13 protein-coding genes are annotated in these 16,136 nt (G+C 70.4%); 5 read left to right on the top strand and 8 right to left on the bottom strand.

Annotated elements, in window-relative coordinates; translation table 11 throughout:
* Window positions 1-81 precede the first annotated feature (81 nt).
* Genes nth through ACIGO6_RS13280 form a run of 3 tightly spaced genes read left to right on the top strand, consistent with a single transcriptional unit; the run spans window position 82 to window position 3,151 of the window.
* A complete protein-coding gene (nth, locus tag ACIGO6_RS13290; protein ID WP_399875100.1) occupies window positions 82-1,107 on the top strand; it encodes an endonuclease III in 1,026 nt (341 codons plus the stop codon).
* 52 nt (window positions 1,108-1,159) lie between these two features.
* The gene (locus tag ACIGO6_RS13285) at window positions 1,160-1,903 is read left to right on the top strand and encodes an NUDIX hydrolase (protein WP_399875098.1); all 744 of its coding nucleotides are present in this window, start codon (window positions 1,160-1,162) and stop codon (window positions 1,901-1,903) included.
* 48 nt (window positions 1,904-1,951) lie between these two features.
* Entirely contained in the window at window positions 1,952-3,151 is a 1,200-nt protein-coding gene (locus tag ACIGO6_RS13280) for a MarP family serine protease (protein ID WP_399875097.1), read from the top strand.
* Window positions 3,152-3,183: 32 nt separating this feature from the next.
* Here ACIGO6_RS13280 and ACIGO6_RS13275 read toward each other — a convergent pair whose 3' ends face one another.
* The 6 genes from ACIGO6_RS13275 to ACIGO6_RS13250 form a co-directional block, all read right to left on the bottom strand.
* Window positions 3,184-3,366, bottom strand: a complete 183-nt coding sequence (locus tag ACIGO6_RS13275) for a hypothetical protein (RefSeq protein ID WP_399875095.1) — start codon at window positions 3,364-3,366, stop codon at window positions 3,184-3,186.
* A gap of 127 nt (window positions 3,367-3,493) precedes the next feature.
* Window positions 3,494-4,444: an alpha/beta fold hydrolase gene (locus ACIGO6_RS13270; protein ID WP_399875093.1), complete on the bottom strand. Its 951-nt coding sequence runs from the start codon at window positions 4,442-4,444 to the stop codon at window positions 3,494-3,496.
* A complete protein-coding gene (locus ACIGO6_RS13265) occupies window positions 4,441-4,929 on the bottom strand; it encodes a phage holin family protein (RefSeq protein WP_399875091.1) in 489 nt (162 codons plus the stop codon). Before ACIGO6_RS13265 ends, ACIGO6_RS13270 begins: the two co-directional genes overlap by 4 nt.
* Before the next feature lie 101 nt (window positions 4,930-5,030).
* The gene (gene nhaA, locus ACIGO6_RS13260) at window positions 5,031-6,455 is read right to left on the bottom strand and encodes a Na+/H+ antiporter NhaA (RefSeq protein WP_399875089.1); all 1,425 of its coding nucleotides are present in this window, start codon (window positions 6,453-6,455) and stop codon (window positions 5,031-5,033) included.
* Window positions 6,456-6,643: 188 nt separating this feature from the next.
* Window positions 6,644-8,599 carry an acetate--CoA ligase gene (acs, locus tag ACIGO6_RS13255; protein WP_399875088.1) on the bottom strand — a complete coding sequence of 652 codons (1,956 nt, stop codon included), beginning with the start codon at window positions 8,597-8,599 and terminating at the stop codon, window positions 6,644-6,646.
* A gap of 228 nt (window positions 8,600-8,827) precedes the next feature.
* Entirely contained in the window at window positions 8,828-11,341 is a 2,514-nt protein-coding gene (locus ACIGO6_RS13250; protein WP_399875087.1) for a SulP family inorganic anion transporter, read from the bottom strand.
* A 343-nt stretch (window positions 11,342-11,684) separates the two neighbouring features.
* Here ACIGO6_RS13250 and ACIGO6_RS13245 point away from each other — a divergent pair, with 343 nt between their 5' ends.
* Window positions 11,685-12,965, top strand: a complete 1,281-nt coding sequence (locus ACIGO6_RS13245) for a hypothetical protein (RefSeq protein ID WP_399875085.1) — start codon at window positions 11,685-11,687, stop codon at window positions 12,963-12,965.
* A 28-nt stretch (window positions 12,966-12,993) separates the two neighbouring features.
* On the opposite strand, the gene ACIGO6_RS13240 is transcribed toward ACIGO6_RS13245, so the two are convergent.
* Window positions 12,994-13,974, bottom strand: a complete 981-nt coding sequence (locus tag ACIGO6_RS13240) for an ATP-binding protein (RefSeq protein ID WP_399875083.1) — start codon at window positions 13,972-13,974, stop codon at window positions 12,994-12,996.
* 111 nt (window positions 13,975-14,085) lie between these two features.
* On the opposite strand from ACIGO6_RS13240, the gene ACIGO6_RS13235 reads away from it, so the two are divergent.
* On the top strand, window positions 14,086-14,910 hold the full coding sequence (locus tag ACIGO6_RS13235; RefSeq protein WP_399875082.1) for an oxidoreductase: 825 nt from the start codon (window positions 14,086-14,088) through the stop codon (window positions 14,908-14,910).
* 345 nt (window positions 14,911-15,255) lie between these two features.
* Here ACIGO6_RS13235 and ACIGO6_RS13230 read toward each other — a convergent pair whose 3' ends face one another.
* Complete coding sequence (locus tag ACIGO6_RS13230; RefSeq protein ID WP_399875080.1) at window positions 15,256-16,101, bottom strand: HAD family hydrolase; 846 nt, start codon at window positions 16,099-16,101, stop codon at window positions 15,256-15,258.
* Between the last annotated feature and the right edge of the window lie 35 nt (window positions 16,102-16,136).

Here is a 16,136-nt window from a genome sequence, read left to right as displayed (position 1 = left end):
GGTAGGAAAACGGCGAAAGCGACAAAGCGTGCGGCGCCTGCCAAGAGGGTGACTGCGAGGGCGACTGCGGAGAAGGGTGCCGTGAAGGAGAACGACGAGAACACCCCGACCTCCGCGAGGAAGAAGTCGGCGCCCGCCGGGAAGCGGGCTTCGGCGAAGAAGGCAGCGCTCGCGGAGAAGTCGGCGCCCGCCGGGAAGTCGGCTTCGGCGAAGAAGGCCCCGCCCGTCAAGAAGCAGGCGCCCGCCAGGAAGCCCGCCGTCGTCCCCGGAAAGGCCACCGTCGCCGTCAAGGGCGTCGCCCCGGCGAAGACCGTCGCCCCGAGGACGCCGCGCGAGGAGTCCCGCACCGCGCTGGTCCGCCGCGCCCGCCGCATCAACCGCGAGCTCGCCGAGGTCTACCCGTACGCCCACCCGGAGCTGGACTTCGAGAACCCGTTCCAGCTGGTGGTGGCCACCGTGCTGTCCGCCCAGACCACCGACCTGCGCGTCAACCAGACGACGCCCGCCCTCTTCGCCAAGTACCCCACCCCCGAGGACCTGGCCGCCGCCAACCCCGAGGAGGTCGAGGAGATCCTCCGCCCGACCGGATTCTTCCGGGCCAAGACCAAGTCGGTCATAGGGCTGTCCAAGGCCCTGGCGGAGGACTTCGGCGGCGAGGTCCCCGGGCGCCTCGAAGACCTCGTCAAGCTGCCCGGCGTCGGCCGCAAGACCGCCTTCGTCGTGCTCGGCAACGCGTTCGGCCGCCCCGGCATCACCGTGGACACCCACTTCCAGCGCCTGGTGCGCCGCTGGCAGTGGACCGACGAGACCGACCCGGACAAGATCGAGGCGGCCGTCGGCGCGCTCTTCCCGAAGAGCGACTGGACGGACCTCTCCCACCACGTGATCTGGCACGGCCGCCGGATCTGCCACGCCCGCAAGCCCGCCTGCGGCGCCTGCCCCATCGCGCCGCTCTGCCCGGCGTACGGCGAGGGCGAGACGGACCCGGAGAAGGCGAAGAAGCTGCTGAAGTACGAGAAGGGCGGCTTCCCCGGCCAGCGGCTGAACCCGCCCCGGGCGTACCTGGACGCGGGCGGGATCCCGGCGCCCCCGCTGGGGGCCGGGTGACGGAACGATCTCGGGGGCGTCGGGCGTTGGAAATGGCAGAGCGGGGGTGGAGATGACACGGGCGAGCGACACGCAGGGCCACACGCGGGGCGGGATCCTCAGCAAGGAGGGCCTGCCCGGCTGGCTGGATCCGGTGGTGCGGGCCGCCGAGACGGTGCAGCCCCGTCAGCTGAGCCGCTTCCTCCCGCCGGAGAACGGCGCGGGGCGCCAGTCCGCCGTGCTGATCCTCTTCGGCGGGGGCGAGGACGTCCGGGGCGAGGGCGGCCAGGGGTCGATCGAGGGTGCCCGCGGGCCCGAGCTGCTGCTCATGGAGCGGGCGGGTTCCCTGCGCTCGCACGCCGGACAGCCGTCCTTCCCCGGCGGTGCCCTGGACCCCGAGGACGGTGATCCGCAGGGTGACGGTCCGCTGCGGGCCGCCCTGCGCGAGGCCGAGGAGGAGACCGGACTCGACCCGGCCGGTGTGCAGCTCTTCGGCGTCCTGCCCAAGCTCTACATCCCGGTCAGCGGCTTCGTGGTCACGCCGGTGCTGGGCTGGTGGCGCGAGCCCTCCCCGGTCGGCGTCGTCGATCCCAACGAGACCGCGCGGGTCTTCACGGTCCCCGTGGCGGATCTCACGGACCCCGCCAACAGGGTCACCGCCGTCCACCCCAGAGGCCACCGAGGCCCGGCATTCCTGGTCGAATCGGCGCTGGTGTGGGGCTTCACCGCCGGCGTCATCGACCGGTTGCTGCACTTCGCGGGCTGGGAGCGGCCCTGGGACAGGGAGAAGCAGGTCCCGCTGGACTGGCGCGCATGACAGGGTGTGGCCTGCGTACCGAAAACGACGAGGCGAGGGCCTGAATCAGTGAACGTGCTGGACATCCTGCTGCTGCTCGCCGCCGTCTGGTTCGCGATCGTCGGCTACCGCCAGGGCTTCGTCGTCGGCATCCTGTCGGTGATCGGCTTCCTCGGCGGCGGCCTCGTCGCCGTCAATCTGCTGCCCCTCGTCTGGGACGCCCTGACGGACAACGCGGAGGTGAGCACGACCGCCGCCGTCGTCGCGGTCGTCGTCGTCATCGTCTGCGCCTCCGTCGGCCAGGCTCTGACCACACACCTCGGCAGCAAGCTGCGCAGATACATCACCTGGTCCCCGGCCCGCGCCCTGGACGCCACCGGTGGCGCCCTGGTCAACGTCGTGGCGATGCTCCTGGTCGCCTGGCTGATCGGCACCGCGCTCGCCCAGACGACGATACCGACGATCGGCAAGGAGGTGCGGCAGTCCCAGGTGCTGCTGGGCGTGAAGGAGGCGCTGCCCGAGCAGGCCGACACCTGGTTCGACGACTTCACCTCCGTCCTCGCGCGCAACGGCTTCCCGCAGGTCTTCAGCCCGTTCTCCAACGAGCCGATCACCAAGGTCCAGCCGCCCGACCCGGCGCTGGCGAACAGTCCCGTCGCGGCCCGCGCCAAGCGGTCCATCGTCAAGGTCATGGGCACCGCGACCGGCTGCGGCAAGGTCCTCGAGGGCACCGGCTTCGTCTTCGCCGAACGCCGCGTCATGACCAACGCCCATGTCGTCGGCGGCGTCGACGAGCCCACGGTGCAGATAGGCGGCGAGGGCAGGAAGTACGACGCGACGGTCGTCCTCTACGACTGGCGGCGCGACATCGCCGTACTGGACGTGCCGGAGCTGAACGCGCCCGCGCTGCGGTTCGCCGACGAGGACGCGGCCCGGGACGACGGCGCGATCGTCGCGGGCTTCCCGGAGAACGGGGCGTACGACGTCCGTGCCGCGCGGGTGCGCGGGCGCATCACGGCCAGCGGACCGGACATCTACCACCGCGACACCGTCAGCCGCGACGTCTACTCGCTCTTCGCCAACGTCCGGCAGGGCAACTCCGGCGGCCCGCTGCTGACGCCCCAGGGCGAGGTCTACGGTGTGGTCTTCGCCAAGTCCCTGGACGATGCCGAGACCGGGTACGCGCTCACCGCGGACGAGATCCGCGAGGACATCGCCGAGGGACGCAGCGCGAACCAGGAGGTGGACAGCGACAGCTGCGCACTCTAGATCCCCGGGGTCCTGCGGACGACGCCCCGGTCTCAGCCGCGTGGATGGCGCAGGCGCACGGAGACCCAGCGGGCCCGGCGGCGCAGGATGCGCGGAATGCCCACCCGCGGGTCCGCACCCGCCATGGGCGGGGTGCCTCCTCGTCGGTGGGTGCTTACGCCGCTCGTGGAGCGGCCGTCGCGTGCTACGTCACTGTAGTCGTGCGTCCAGCCCATACCCCGACGTGTGCCCCCGCCCCAAGGTCGATAACCGTTCTCAGGGCCCCCAATTGGCCTATGCGCCAGGCAAATGGCCGTTCATAGGACAAGCGTTCCGCACCGGATACCGGGTGCGATCGTTCGGTCACCGATCGGGTTCGGGGTCCTTCAGCCAGTTGATCAGTTCGGTGGAGAAAGCGACCGGATCCTCTTCGTGCGGGAAGTGTCCGAGGCCGTCGAACAGCCGCCAGCGGTACGGCGCTTCGACGTACTGCCCGGATCCCGCCGCGCTCCGGGTCCGCATCACGGGGTCCAGCGAGCCGTGCAGATGCAGGGTCGGTACACGCACCGGCCGCTTCATGCGCCGGTAGAACTGGATGCCGTCGGGCCGGGCCAGGGAGCGCACCATCCAGCGGTACGGCTCGATGGAGCAGTGTGCCGTGGAGGGGATGCACATGGCACGGCGGTAGACCTCCACCGCCTCGTCGTCCAACGGCCGCGGCCCCGACCAGTCCTGGATCAGCCGGCCGACCAGTGCGCCGTCGTCCGCGGTCAGTTGACGCTCCGGGATCCAGGGGCGCTGGAAGCCCCAGATGTAGGAACCCGCCCGCGTCTGACGGACGTCGCCGAGCATGGCCGAGCGCCAGCGCCGGGGGTGCGGCATCGAGGAGACCGCGAGCCGGCGTACGAGCTTGGGTCGCATCGCCGCGGCCGTCCAGGCCAGGTAACCGCCCAGGTCGTGGCCGACCAGCGCGGCGTCCGGCTCGCCGAGCGAGCGGACCACGCCGGTGATGTCGAGGGCGAGGCCGGCCGGATCGTAGCCGCGCGGGGTGCGGTCGCTGCCGCCGACGCCGCGCAGGTCCATGGCGACCGCGCGGAACCCGGCGTCGGCGAGCGCCGTCAGCTGGTGCCGCCAGGTCCACCAGAACTGCGGGAAGCCGTGCAACAGCAGGACCAGCGGTCCGTCGCCCACTTCGGCGATGTGGAAGCGGGCGCCGTTGGCGGCGACGTCCCGGTGGGTCACCTCGCGGCCGCCGGGGACGTCGAGTCGTACGACCGAGGCGGGCTGCGCCGATGGGGTGGCGGGATCCGTCATGAGGTCGAGCGTGCCACAGCCTCGATGGCTTCGGGGGACCGGTCCGCCGGCAGCTCCGGCCGCGGGTGCGGCTTGGCGTTCTGCAGCACGCCCGCCGACTGCTTCATCGAGGCGGCGACCTTCTGCGGGCCCTTGCCCTTCTTGGCCTTCTTCGCGAAGACGACGCCGATCAGTGCGAGGAGGCCCGCGACGAGGACGTTCGCGGCGAAGGACAGGAGGAAGCAGACCGCGAGGTTCCAGTCGCTCCAGGTGTGGATCCCGTAGGCCAGGGCGAAGCTCAGCATCGGCAGCGAGAACACCAGCAGCAGGCCCGCCAGCGAGAACGCGCCGCCGCTGGTCGCCCCGCGCTTGACGTCCTGCCTCAGCTGCGCCTTGGCCAGCGCGATCTCGTCGTGCACCAGCGCCGACAATTCGGTGGTCGCCGAGGCGAACAGCTGGCCGATGCTGCGTTCGGTGCCGACCGGGCTGCCGTCGGGTGCGCTCATCGCGGTCTCCCTCTTCTGCTGGCTTCTGCGTACGGTGCCGTGGCTGTCGTCGTCTTCCGTCCGACTGCGTACGGTCCCGTCTTTTGTACCGTCTCGTCAGATCATGCCGGACCGCCGCCCTCATCGCCTGCCCCGCCCGGCACTTCGGCACGCCGCGCCGACACCATCTCCTCGGCGATCCGGCGGTGCTCGGCGGCCTTCCTCTCGTGGATGGCGGCCATGCGCAAGTGGTACGCGGGGTCGTCCTCCTCGTAGATGTCCGGGATGCCGCTGAGGTCGTCGTCGCGCTCCTCCGCCTCGGTCATGCGGCGGTACTTGGCGTTGCGCACCTTCAGCAGCACCGTCGCCAGGGCGGCCGCGACGACCGAGCCGGTCAGTACGGCGGCCTTGACCTGGGCCGTCATCGCCGTGTCGCCCTCGAAGGCCAGCTCGCCGATGAGCAGCGAGACGGTGAACCCGATGCCGGCCAGCGTCGCCACCGCGAAGACGTCGGCCCACTCCAGGTCGTCGCTGAGCGAGGCCCTGGTGAAGCGGGAGGTCAGCCAGGTGCCGCCGAAGATGCCGAGCGTCTTGCCGACGACGAGCCCGAGCACGACACCCAGGGTCTCCGGCTTGGTGAACACGTCGGCCAGCGCTCCGCCCGAGAGGGACACACCCGCGCTGAACAGCGCGAACAGCGGCACGGCCAGGCCTGCCGACAGCGGGCGCACCAGGTGCTCGATGTGCTCGCCGGGGGACTGCTCCTCGCCCTCGCGGCGGTGACAGCGCAGCATCAGGCCCATCGCTACGCCGGCGATGGTGGCGTGGACGCCGCTGTTGTACATCAGCCCCCAGATGACCAGGCCGAGCGGCACGTACACGTACCAACCGCGCACGCCCTTGCGCAGCAGCAGCCAGAAGACGGCGAGTCCCACGAACGCGCCGCCCAGCGCGGCGAAGTTCAGGTTCTCGGTGAAGAAGACAGCGATGATCAGGATCGCGAACAGGTCGTCGACGACGGCGAGCGTCAGCAGGAAGGCGCGCAGGGCGCTCGGCAGGGAGGTGCCGATGACGGCGAGCACGGCGAGCGCGAACGCGATGTCGGTGGCGGTGGGCACGGCCCAGCCGGCCAGGGAGCCGCCGCCCGCGGTGCTGGTGACGGTGTAGACGACCGCCGGTACGGCCATGCCGCACAGCGCCGCCACCACCGGGAGGGCGGCGGCCTTCGGGTCCTTCAGGTCGCCGGCGACCAGCTCACGCTTGAGTTCGATCCCGGCGACGAAGAAGAAGATCGCGAGCAGCCCGTCGGCGGCCCAGTGCGCGACCGACAGGTTCAGGCCGAGGGCCTCGGGGCCGAAGTGGAAGTGGCTGACGCTCTCGTAGCTGTGCTGCAGCGTCGGTATGTTCGCCCAGATCAGTGCGGCCACCGCGGCGACCAGCAGCAGGACACCGCCGACGGTCTCGGTGCGCAGGGCGTCGGCGACGTAGGTCCGCTCCGGGAGGGAGAGCCGGCCGAAGGCCTTGCGGGGGGTGCGGGGGGCGGTCACGGGGAGAACCTCCGGTGGGTGGGCAGCACGGAACACATGCCGACCAGACTTCCCGGCGCACCATGAGGATCTTGACGAGTTTCTTATGTGCTCCTCAGCTTATCCGGACCGCGGCGCGACGGCGAAAGGGCACCCGGCGCAGCTCTCGCCGGGTGCCCTTGCCGTGTGCCTTTTCTTCGGCGGGTGGCTCAGTCCTCGCTGGGCGCTGCGGGGAGCTTCGACTGGATGAGGTTCATGACGGTGGAGTCCGCCAGCGTCGTGACGTCACCGACCTGCCGGTTCTCCGCCACGTCGCGCAGCAGGCGGCGCATGATCTTGCCGGAGCGGGTCTTGGGCAGCTCGCCCACCGGCAGGATGCGCTTGGGCTTGGCGATGGGGCCGAGCGTCGCCCCGACGTGGTTGCGCAGGTCGGCGACCAGGTCGTCGCTCTCCGCCGCCGTGCCGCGCAGGATCACGAAGGCGACGATGGCCTGCCCGGTCGTCTCGTCCGCCGCGCCGACCACGGCCGCCTCGGCCACCGAGGGGTGGGAGACGAGGGCCGACTCGACCTCGGTGGTCGAGATGTTGTGCCCGGAGACGAGCATCACGTCGTCCACGCGGCCCAGCAGCCAGATGTCGCCGTCGTCGTCCTTCTTGGCGCCGTCACCGGCGAAGTACTTGCCCTCGAAACGCGACCAGTACGTGTCGATGAACCGCTGGTCGTCGCCCCAGATGGTGCGGAGCATGGACGGCCACGGCTCGGTGAGGACCAGATAGCCGCCTCCGCCGTTCGGCACCTCGTTCGCCTCGTCGTCGACGACGGTCGCCGAGATGCCGGGCAGCGGGCGCTGGGCGGAGCCAGGCTTGGCGTCCGTGACGCCCGGCAGGGGAGTGATCATCATCGCGCCGGTCTCGGTCTGCCACCAGGTGTCGACGACCGGGGTGCTGTCGGCGCCGATCGTCTTCCGGTACCAGACCCAGGCCTCCGGGTTGATCGGCTCGCCGACCGAGCCGAGCACGCGCAAGGAGGACAGGTCGAACTTGGCGGGGATGTCGTCGCCCCACTTCATGAACGTCCGGATCGCGGTGGGCGCGGTGTAGAGGATCGTGACGCCGTACTTCTGCACGATCTCCCAGAAACGGCCCTGGTGCGGCGTGTCCGGGGTGCCCTCGTACATCACCTGCGTCGCGCCGTTGGCGAGCGGGCCGTAGACGATGTACGAGTGGCCGGTGACCCAGCCGACGTCGGCGGTGCACCAGTAGACGTCGGTCTCCGGCTTGAGGTCGAAGACGGCCCAGTGCGTGTACGCCGTCTGGGTGAGGTAGCCGCCGGAGGTGTGCAGGATGCCCTTGGGCTTACCCGTCGTACCGGACGTGTACAGGATGAACAGCGGGTTCTCGGCGTCGAACGCCTCCGGGGTGTGCTCCGCGGACTGCCGGTCGACGGTCTCGTGCCACCACTTGTCGCGGGAGTCGTCCCAGGCGACGTCCTGGCCGGTGCGGCGGACGACGAGGACGTGCTCGACGGTGCCGGCGCGCTCGACGGCCTCGTCGACGGCGGGCTTGAGCGCGGAGGGCTTGCCACGCCGGTAGCCGCCGTCGGAGGTGATGACGACCTTGGCGTCGGCGTCCTGGATGCGGGTCGCGAGGGCGTCGGAGGAGAAGCCGCCGAAGACGACCGAGTGGGCGGCGCCGATCCGGGCGCAGGCCAGCATCGCGATCGCCGTCTCCGGGATCATCGGCATGTAGACGGCGACCCGGTCGCCCTTCTGCACACCCAGCTCCAGCAGGGCGTTGGCGGCCCTGGAGACCTCGTCCTTGAGCTCGGCGTAGGTGAGGGCGCGGCTGTCGCCGGGCTCGCCCTCGAAGTGGATGGCGACGCGGTCGCCGTGTCCGGCCTCCACGTGCCGGTCCACGCAGTTGTACGCGACGTTCAGCGTGCCGTCCTTGAACCACTTGGCGAACGGCGGGTTCGACCAGTCGAGAGTCTCGGTCGGCTCCTGTGCCCAGGTCAGTCGGCGGGCCTGCTCGGCCCAGAAGCCGAGCCTGTCAGCCTTGGCCCGTTCGTACGCCTCCGCCGTGACGTTGGCGTTCGCCGCCAGGTCGGCGGGGGGTGCGAACCTGCGTTCTTCCTTGAGCAGGTTGGCCAAGGATTCGTTGCTCACGACATCTCCCGTTCTCAGGGTTGTCCGTTGTGTCCCAGGCCACAGCTCATCAGACCCGGGGGGCCGATGACAAGGGTCGACGGGCAACTGGTGTAGACCTTTTCGAGGGTCGCCTGTCTTTCGTGGTCCGTGGTCATCCGTACCCACGGACGCCGGTGGCGCGGGGTTCAGTGTCTGTAATGCCCCTCACACTGCCCGCGCCCCGGCTCTACGGCTTCCCCGGACCGCTCAGGCGGTCAGGTCTGTCTCCATCACCAGCTCGAACACGCCGTCCCCGGCGTCCTCCGCGAGCAGGTACGCCTGTGCCTCGCCCACGTGGAAGTACATGCCGTGCAGCTCCAGGTCCCCCGCGGCCAGGGCCCGGGACACCGAGTCGTGGGCGCGCAGGTGCTCCAACTGCTGGACCACGTTGGCCAGGCAGAGCTGCTCGGCCGCGTCGGCGGGCCGGCGCCCGGCCAGCCGGGCCCGGGTGCCCTTGTCGTCGGAGTCCTTGGGGCCCCCGGGGTCCTCGAGGTTCTCGCGGTTCTCGGGGCTCGCGTGGTTCTCATGGTCTTGGTTCCCGGGCATGCGCTCCAGGCTAGGCAGACCGTGTCGCAACCACCGTTTGAGCGGAGTCTGGGCACCGCCGGGCTCGGAGCCGAGCAGCGCCTGCATGGCCCCGCATCCGGAGTGGCCGCACACCGTGATGGACCGCACCTTCAGCACGTCCACCGCGTACTCGATCGCGGCCGCCACCGAGTCGTCGCCGCTCTCCTCGCCGGGCAGCGGCACGAAGTTGCCCACGTTGCGCACGACGAAGAGGTCACCGGGACCACTGGAGGTGATCATCGAGGTGACCACCCGTGAGTCGGCGCAGGTCAGGAACAGCTGGGAGGGCTGCTGACCCTCGCGCGCCAGCCGGGCCAGCTCACGCCGCACCAGCGGGGCGGTGTTGCGCTGGAACGCGCTGATGCCACGGGCCAGTTCCTGTCCGCTGAGGCCGCCGGGCCTCTTGGAGGTGCCGGGCCGGTCGGGCCCGCCGGCTCTGCCGGCTCCAGTGGGCTCGGTCGCCGCGTCGTCGGTGTCCTCGACGCTCTCGCCGATGGCGTCCCGCCGGTCGCTGCCGTGCGGGTGCGCCGGCTGCGGGCGCTCGCACTGGTGGTTGCGCCAGGGGGTCCAGGGGCGGCAGCGGCAGCCGTCCATGTCGGCCGGCTCGGAGATGCGGGTGCCCGGCCGTCGGCCGGTGATGTCGACGGAACCACCCTGCGCGGTGTGCGTCTTCTGCCAGTCCTGCAGCGTCTCGTAGGCCGCGTGGTCCATGAACGACCCGTCCAACTCCACTACGGCGTGCGCCCCGTGAGGTACGTGGTGCAGGACTCGGCTGAGCCGAGGCACCGCGAGGAACGTCAACTGCCCTCTCACATGGACGTGATGGACTCCTTCCGTCTCGTCGTGCGTGATCCGGGTGCGGGTCAGACGGTGCAGGGCGACACCGACGGCCACGGCGATGCCCAGTGCGACGCCCTCCAGGACGCCCAGGAACACGACGCCGCAGGTGGTAACCGCGTAGACCAGCACCTCACGGTGGCGGGTCACCGTGCGAATGTGGTTCAGCGAGACCATCTTGAGGCCGACGGCCATGACCAGGGCGGCGAGCGAGGCGAGCGGGATGAGCTCCAGGGCCGGGACCAGCAGCAGGGTGGCGATCACTACGAGAACGCCGTGCACCATCGTGGAGTTCCGGCTGACGGCGCCCGCCGCCACATTCGCGGAACTGCGTACGGCCACACCGGCGATGGGCAGGCCGCCGAGCGAACCGGAGACGATGTTGGCGGCGCCCTGTCCGAGCAGCTCGCGGTCGAGGTCGGAGCGTTTCACGCGGCCGGTCAGGCCCGGCCGGGCGGCGACCAGCTTGTCCACGGCGACCGCACCGAGCAGCGACTGCACACTGCACACCAGCGTGGTGGTGAGAACGGCGGCGACGAGGCCGAGCACCGGGCCGTCGGGCAGCGTGGCCAGGGCGTGGCTGCTCCAGGACGGCAGGTCGACCTTGGGCAGGCGCAGCCCGGCGAGGGCCGCCACCGCGGTGGCGCCGGCGACGGCGATCAGGGCGGCGGGCACCTTGCCCAGCAGCTGACCGGCCCGGCCGGGGAAGCGCGGCCAGAGCAGGAGCAGGGTCAGGGTCAGCACGCTCACCGCCAGGTCGGCCGGTCTCGGACTCGCCAACTGGGCGGGCAGCGCGCGCAGGTTGTCGGGGACGGAGCTCTGCGGGGTGCCGCCGAGGACGATGTGCAGCTGGGCGACGGCGATGGTGACGCCGATGCCGGCGAGCATGCCGTGCACGATGGCGGGGCTGACGGCGAGCGCGGAGCGTGCCACCCGCAGACAGCCGAGGCCCAGTTGTGCGAGCCCGGCGAGCACGGTGATGGCGCAGGTCGTACGCCATCCGTAGCGCTGGATGAGGTCGGCGGTGACCACTGTGAGCCCGGCTGCGGGGCCGCTGACCTGGAGCGGGCAGCCGCCGAGCCATCCTGCGACGATTCCGCCCACCGCGGCGGCGACGAGGCCGGCCTGGAGCGGGGCGCCGGTGGCGAGGGCGATGCCCAGGGAGAGGGGCAGGGCGATCAGGAAGACCGCGATCGAGGCCGACAGATCGGCACCCGCGACGCGGAAGCGCCGGGGGCCGCCGGGCGGCGGGCTGTGGGGTGGATGGACGTGCTTGGTCCGGGCCGAATCGGCACGGGCGGGGACGCAGGCTGACATTTTCCCGTCTCCTCCAAGGCTGCGCGGTGGTGGTCAGGGGTGGCCCCCGCCGGGCGGGGAGTCCGCGGCCGTGGGGCACGGCGCACAGCGGCGGGATGCCGAGCGCTTGAGCGATTGCGCTCAGTAAACAGATCGTAATTCAGAGTAAAGAGGAGGCATAGACTTTTCGAGCATATGGAGCAATAGACCGCTCACGTGGGTGAATCAGGTATTTCATCGGCTTGTCGTACTAATTCCTTCTCGCATGCGTGCCACCTTGACGGCGCTGACGGCACATCCCGGCTCAGCACCCGACATCGCCTAGTCGGCGTTGGCCCGAGAGAAGGAAGAAGGTGGGCGGAACATGGCCGCCACCCACAGGATCGCCGCGCGCACCGTGGTCGCAGCCGCGGTCTGCGCCGCGTCGCTCGCCGGTTGCGCGTTCGACGGCGGGAACGGTCCCGACGCAGGGACGCACGGACCGCAGAAGGGGAAGGGGAACGCGGCACCCGCGCCCAACGCGGTACGGCTGATCGGTGACGGTTCCACCGCCTACACCGGGACCCAGCCGCACCTGCCCCGGCCGGAACGCCTCAAGCCCGGCCAGAAGCCCCCGCAGTTCGTGGTGTTCTCCTGGGACGGCGCGGGCGAGGACAGTCAGAAACTGTTCTCCCACTTCCGTGAGGTGGCCAAGGAGAACAACGCGGCGATGACCTATTTCCTGAGCGGCGTGTACCTGCTGCCGAAGGAGAAGCGGGACCTTTATCTGCCGCCGCAGCATTCGCCGGGCCGCTCCGACATCGGCTTCAACGACAAGCAGGGCATCGCCGACACCGTCGAACAACTGCGCCTGGCCTGGCTGGAGGGCAACGAGATCGGCACCCACTTCAACGGCCACTTCTGCGGCCCGGAAGGCGGGGTCGGCGAGTGGTCGGTCGAGGAGTGGAAGGACGAGATCAGGCAGGCCAAGCAGTTCGTGCAGACCTGGAAGACCAACAGCGGAAAGAAGAACGCGGCCCCCCTGCCCTTCGACTACGACAAGGAGCTGATCGGCGCCCGCACCCCCTGCCTGGAGGGTCAGGAGAACTTCATGCGGGCGGCCAGGGAGATGGGTTTCCGCTACGACTCCAGCGGTGTGAACAACCAGGTCTGGCCCAAGAAGAAGGAGGGCCTGTGGGACCTGTCGATGCAGCTCGTGCCGTTCCCCGGCCACACCTTCGAGCAGCTCACCATGGACTACAACTTCATGGTCAACCAGTCGGGCACCGACACCCAGGGTGACCCGGCCAAGCACGAGCTCTGGGGCGACCAGATGCGCGACGGCCTGCTCCAGGGCTTCCAGCGGGCCTACGACGGCAACCGCGCACCCCTGATCATCGGCAACCACTTCGAGTCCTGGAACGGCGGCACCTACATGCGCGCCGTCGAGGAGGTCGTCGAGGAGGTGTGCACCAAGAAGGAGGTGCGCTGTGTCACCTTCCGGCAGCTCGCGGACTGGCTGGACGCCCAGGACCCGAAGGTCCTGAAGAAGCTGCGCACCCTGGGCGTCGGGGAGGCCCCCAAGAAGGGCTGGGCGTCCTTCCTGTCGGCCGACCCCGCGCCGGCGCCGAAGGGCGTGCCCGGGGCGCCGGCCGCCAAGCAGTAACCGCCCTGGCAGGGACGGAGCGGACGCGTCACACCGCTGCGACGACTCCCTCGCCGAGGACGAAACCGGGGTCGACCTGCGCCGCCAGGTCGGCCCCGGTGCGCTCGTTGCCCCAGCTGCGGGCGTTCTTCACATGGAAGTGGACCATCTGCTCCGTGTAGCGCTCCCAGTCCCGCAGCTCGTAGGCGGCGTCGACGGCCGTGTGCAGGGCGCGCAGGGCGCGGCGGTTGCCGTCCTCCAGGAGTTCGAACCGGGGCGGCCGTCCCTTCTCCATGGCGCGCACCCAGTCCGAGTGCCCGACGGTCGTCAGCAGGTCCTCCCCGACCTGTTCGCGCAGGAAGTCGAGGTCGTCGGGGCCCTGCACCTTGTTGCCGACGACCTTCAGGGCGACGCCGAAGTCGCGGGCGTACTCCTTGTACTGGCGGTAGACGGAGACTCCCTTCCGGGTCGGCTCGGCGACGAGGAACGTGAGGTCGAAGCGGGTGAACATGCCGGAGGCGAACGAGTCCGAGCCGGCCGTCATGTCGACCACGACGTACTCGTCACGGCCGTCGACCAGGTGGTTCAGGCACAGCTCCACCGCGCCCGTCTTGGAGTGGTAGCAGGCGACTCCCAGGTCGGCGTCCGTGAAGGGCCCGGTGACCATCAGACGGACGGCCCCGCCGTCGAGTTCCACCGGCCGGGCGCAGGCGTCGTAGACCGGGTTGTCCTCGCGCACCCGCAGCAGGCGCGAGCCCTCGCCGGGTGGAGTGGTTTTGATCATCTGCTCGGTGGAGGCGATGCGTGGGTTGGTGCCGCGCAGGTGCTTCTTGATCAGCGGGAGGTGCTCGCCCATCGCGGGCAGCCCGGCGGCCTCCGACTCGTCGAGGCCGAGCGCGGCCCCCAGGTGCTGGTTGATGTCGGCGTCGATCGCGACGACCGGCGCGCCGGTGGTGGCGAGATGGCGGATGAACAGGGAGGAGAGGGTGGTCTTGCCGCTCCCGCCCTTCCCCACGAAAGCAATTTTCATGTTCACCAAGCGTAGTGGTTCGGTAGCTGTAGGTGTCACGGGAGTCCGGAAGTACGTGAAGAAGACCACTCATTCGTGGGGCGTGGCGCCGGGGTGCGTAGTGTCGTACTCATGAGTACGACAGGCGCGACCGCCGATCCGCTCGCGGCCCTGGGTGCACTGCCCGGCGTGTCCGAGTCCGTGGAGTCCGTACGCAAGGCCGTGGACCGGGTCTACGGCCACCGGATCATGCGGCGCCGCAGCAACGAGATCACCTCCGAGGCGGCACTGCGCGGCGCCCGGGGCTCGGCGGCGTTGTCCGGGGCGGACTGGGTGCTGGAAGAGGTGCGCAGGCGGACCGATTTCAGCGGTGACGAAGAGGCGCGTGTGGTGGGCGCGGCCCTGCGGCTGACCGCCGAAGCGGGGCAGCTGCTGTCCATCTGGCGGCAGTCGCCCCTGCGGGTGCTGGCCCGGCTGCACCTGGTGGCGGCCGCGGACAAGGCCGACCAGGTGGGGAGGCCCCGCCAGGAAGGTGAGCCGGTGGACGAGCCGCTCGTCGAGCTGCCCCTGCCGGACGCCGCGGAGGCGCACGGCCGTCTGGAGGGCCTGGCCGAGCTGGTGATGGCAGGGGGCTCCGCACCGGCGCTGGTGACGGCCGCCGTCGTGCACGGCGAGCTCCTGGCCCTGCGGCCCTTCACCTCGCACAACGGCCTGGTCGCGCGGGCGGCCGAGCGCATCGTCCTGATCAACAGCGGCCTGGACCCCAAATCGGTCTGCCCGGCCGAGGTCGGTCATGCCGAGCTGGGGCGCGCGGCCTACCTGGCGGCGCTCGACGGCTACGTCTCCGGAACCCCGGAGGGCATGGCCGCCTGGATCGCCCACTGCGGCAAGGCGGTGGGGCTGGGCGCGCGCGAGTCGACCGCGGTGTGCGAGGCGCTCCAGCGCGGGGCGGCGTGAGGACGGGCGGCACAGAGATGCGGCGGTACGAGAATTCGTACCGCCGCTGGCATGAGCACCGGGTTACCAAGCGTCCTCGATGTGTTGCCCATCAGGTCGGGAACTTTGCCCGTCACCTGGTGCGGCTGGCCCGTAATCGACGGGTCGACGTCGCGTGGGTGCCCAGTGATCATGCTCGGTCCGTGGGGCCAATTGCGTTTCTAAGGTGATCCTTTCGGATGTCCTTGGTCTCGCGGGCCGTTGAGTCCTTTGTACTCCAGGCCCGGAGCAAGCGGAAGTGATGGCCGCACTTCTTTACTTTTGTGCTCATACGCGGGTGAAACGTGAGCCGGGGTCGTGGTGCGGTCAGGCGGCTGCGGTGCGTCGTCGGCTCGCGTACCAGACGAGGCCCGCGGTGGCCGCCGCGGCACCTATCGCGGCGGCGGCGACGAGCGCCGGGCGCGGCGGTACGGAGAAACCGGGAATCCGCTGCTTGAGCCGCACAGGGCGATGGAAATCAAGAATCGGCCACTCGCGCGCGAGTGCCTCGCGGCGCAGCGTCCGGTCGGGATTGACCGCGTGGGGGTGCCCGACGGACTCCAGCATCGGCAGGTCGGTCGCCGAGTCGCTGTAGGCGTAGCAGCGGGCCAGGTCGTACCCCTCGGACTCGGCCAGCTCCCGGATCGCCTCCGCCTTGGTCGGGCCGTACGCGTAGTACTCCACCTCTCCGGTGAAGCAGCCGTCGTCGCCCACGATCATGCGGGTGGCCACCACCCGGTCCGCGCCGAGCAGCTCGCCGATCGGCTCGACGACCTCGGCGCCCGACGTGGAGACGATCACGACGTCGCGGCCGGCGGTGTGGTGCTCCTCGATGAGGGAGGCGGCCTCGTCGTAGATGATCGGGTCGATCAGGTCGTGCAGCGTCTCGGCGACGAGTTCCTTGACCAGCTGGACGTTCCAGCCGCGGCACAGCGCGGACAGGTACTCGCGCATCCGCTCCATCTGGTCATGGTCGGCGCCGCCCGCGAGGAAGACGAACTGGGCATATGCGGTACGCAAGACAGCCCTGCGATTGATCAGCCCGCCCTGGTAGAACGACTTGCTGAACGTGAGCGTGCTCGACTTCGCAATGACCGTCTTGTCCAGGTCGAAGAAGGCTGCTGTGCGGGGCATGGAACGAGGCAAGGAGTGGTTTTCCACGACCCTGAGCATAGGGGGCGCCCATTCGGCGTATCGTGGGGCGCGTG

This window comes from Streptomyces sp. NPDC053750 (assembly GCF_044544295.1).
Classification (GTDB): Bacteria; Actinomycetota; Actinomycetes; order Streptomycetales; family Streptomycetaceae; genus Streptomyces.
Note: the sequence above shows the minus strand (reverse complement) of the source record. Positions and strands in the feature narration are given on the sequence as shown.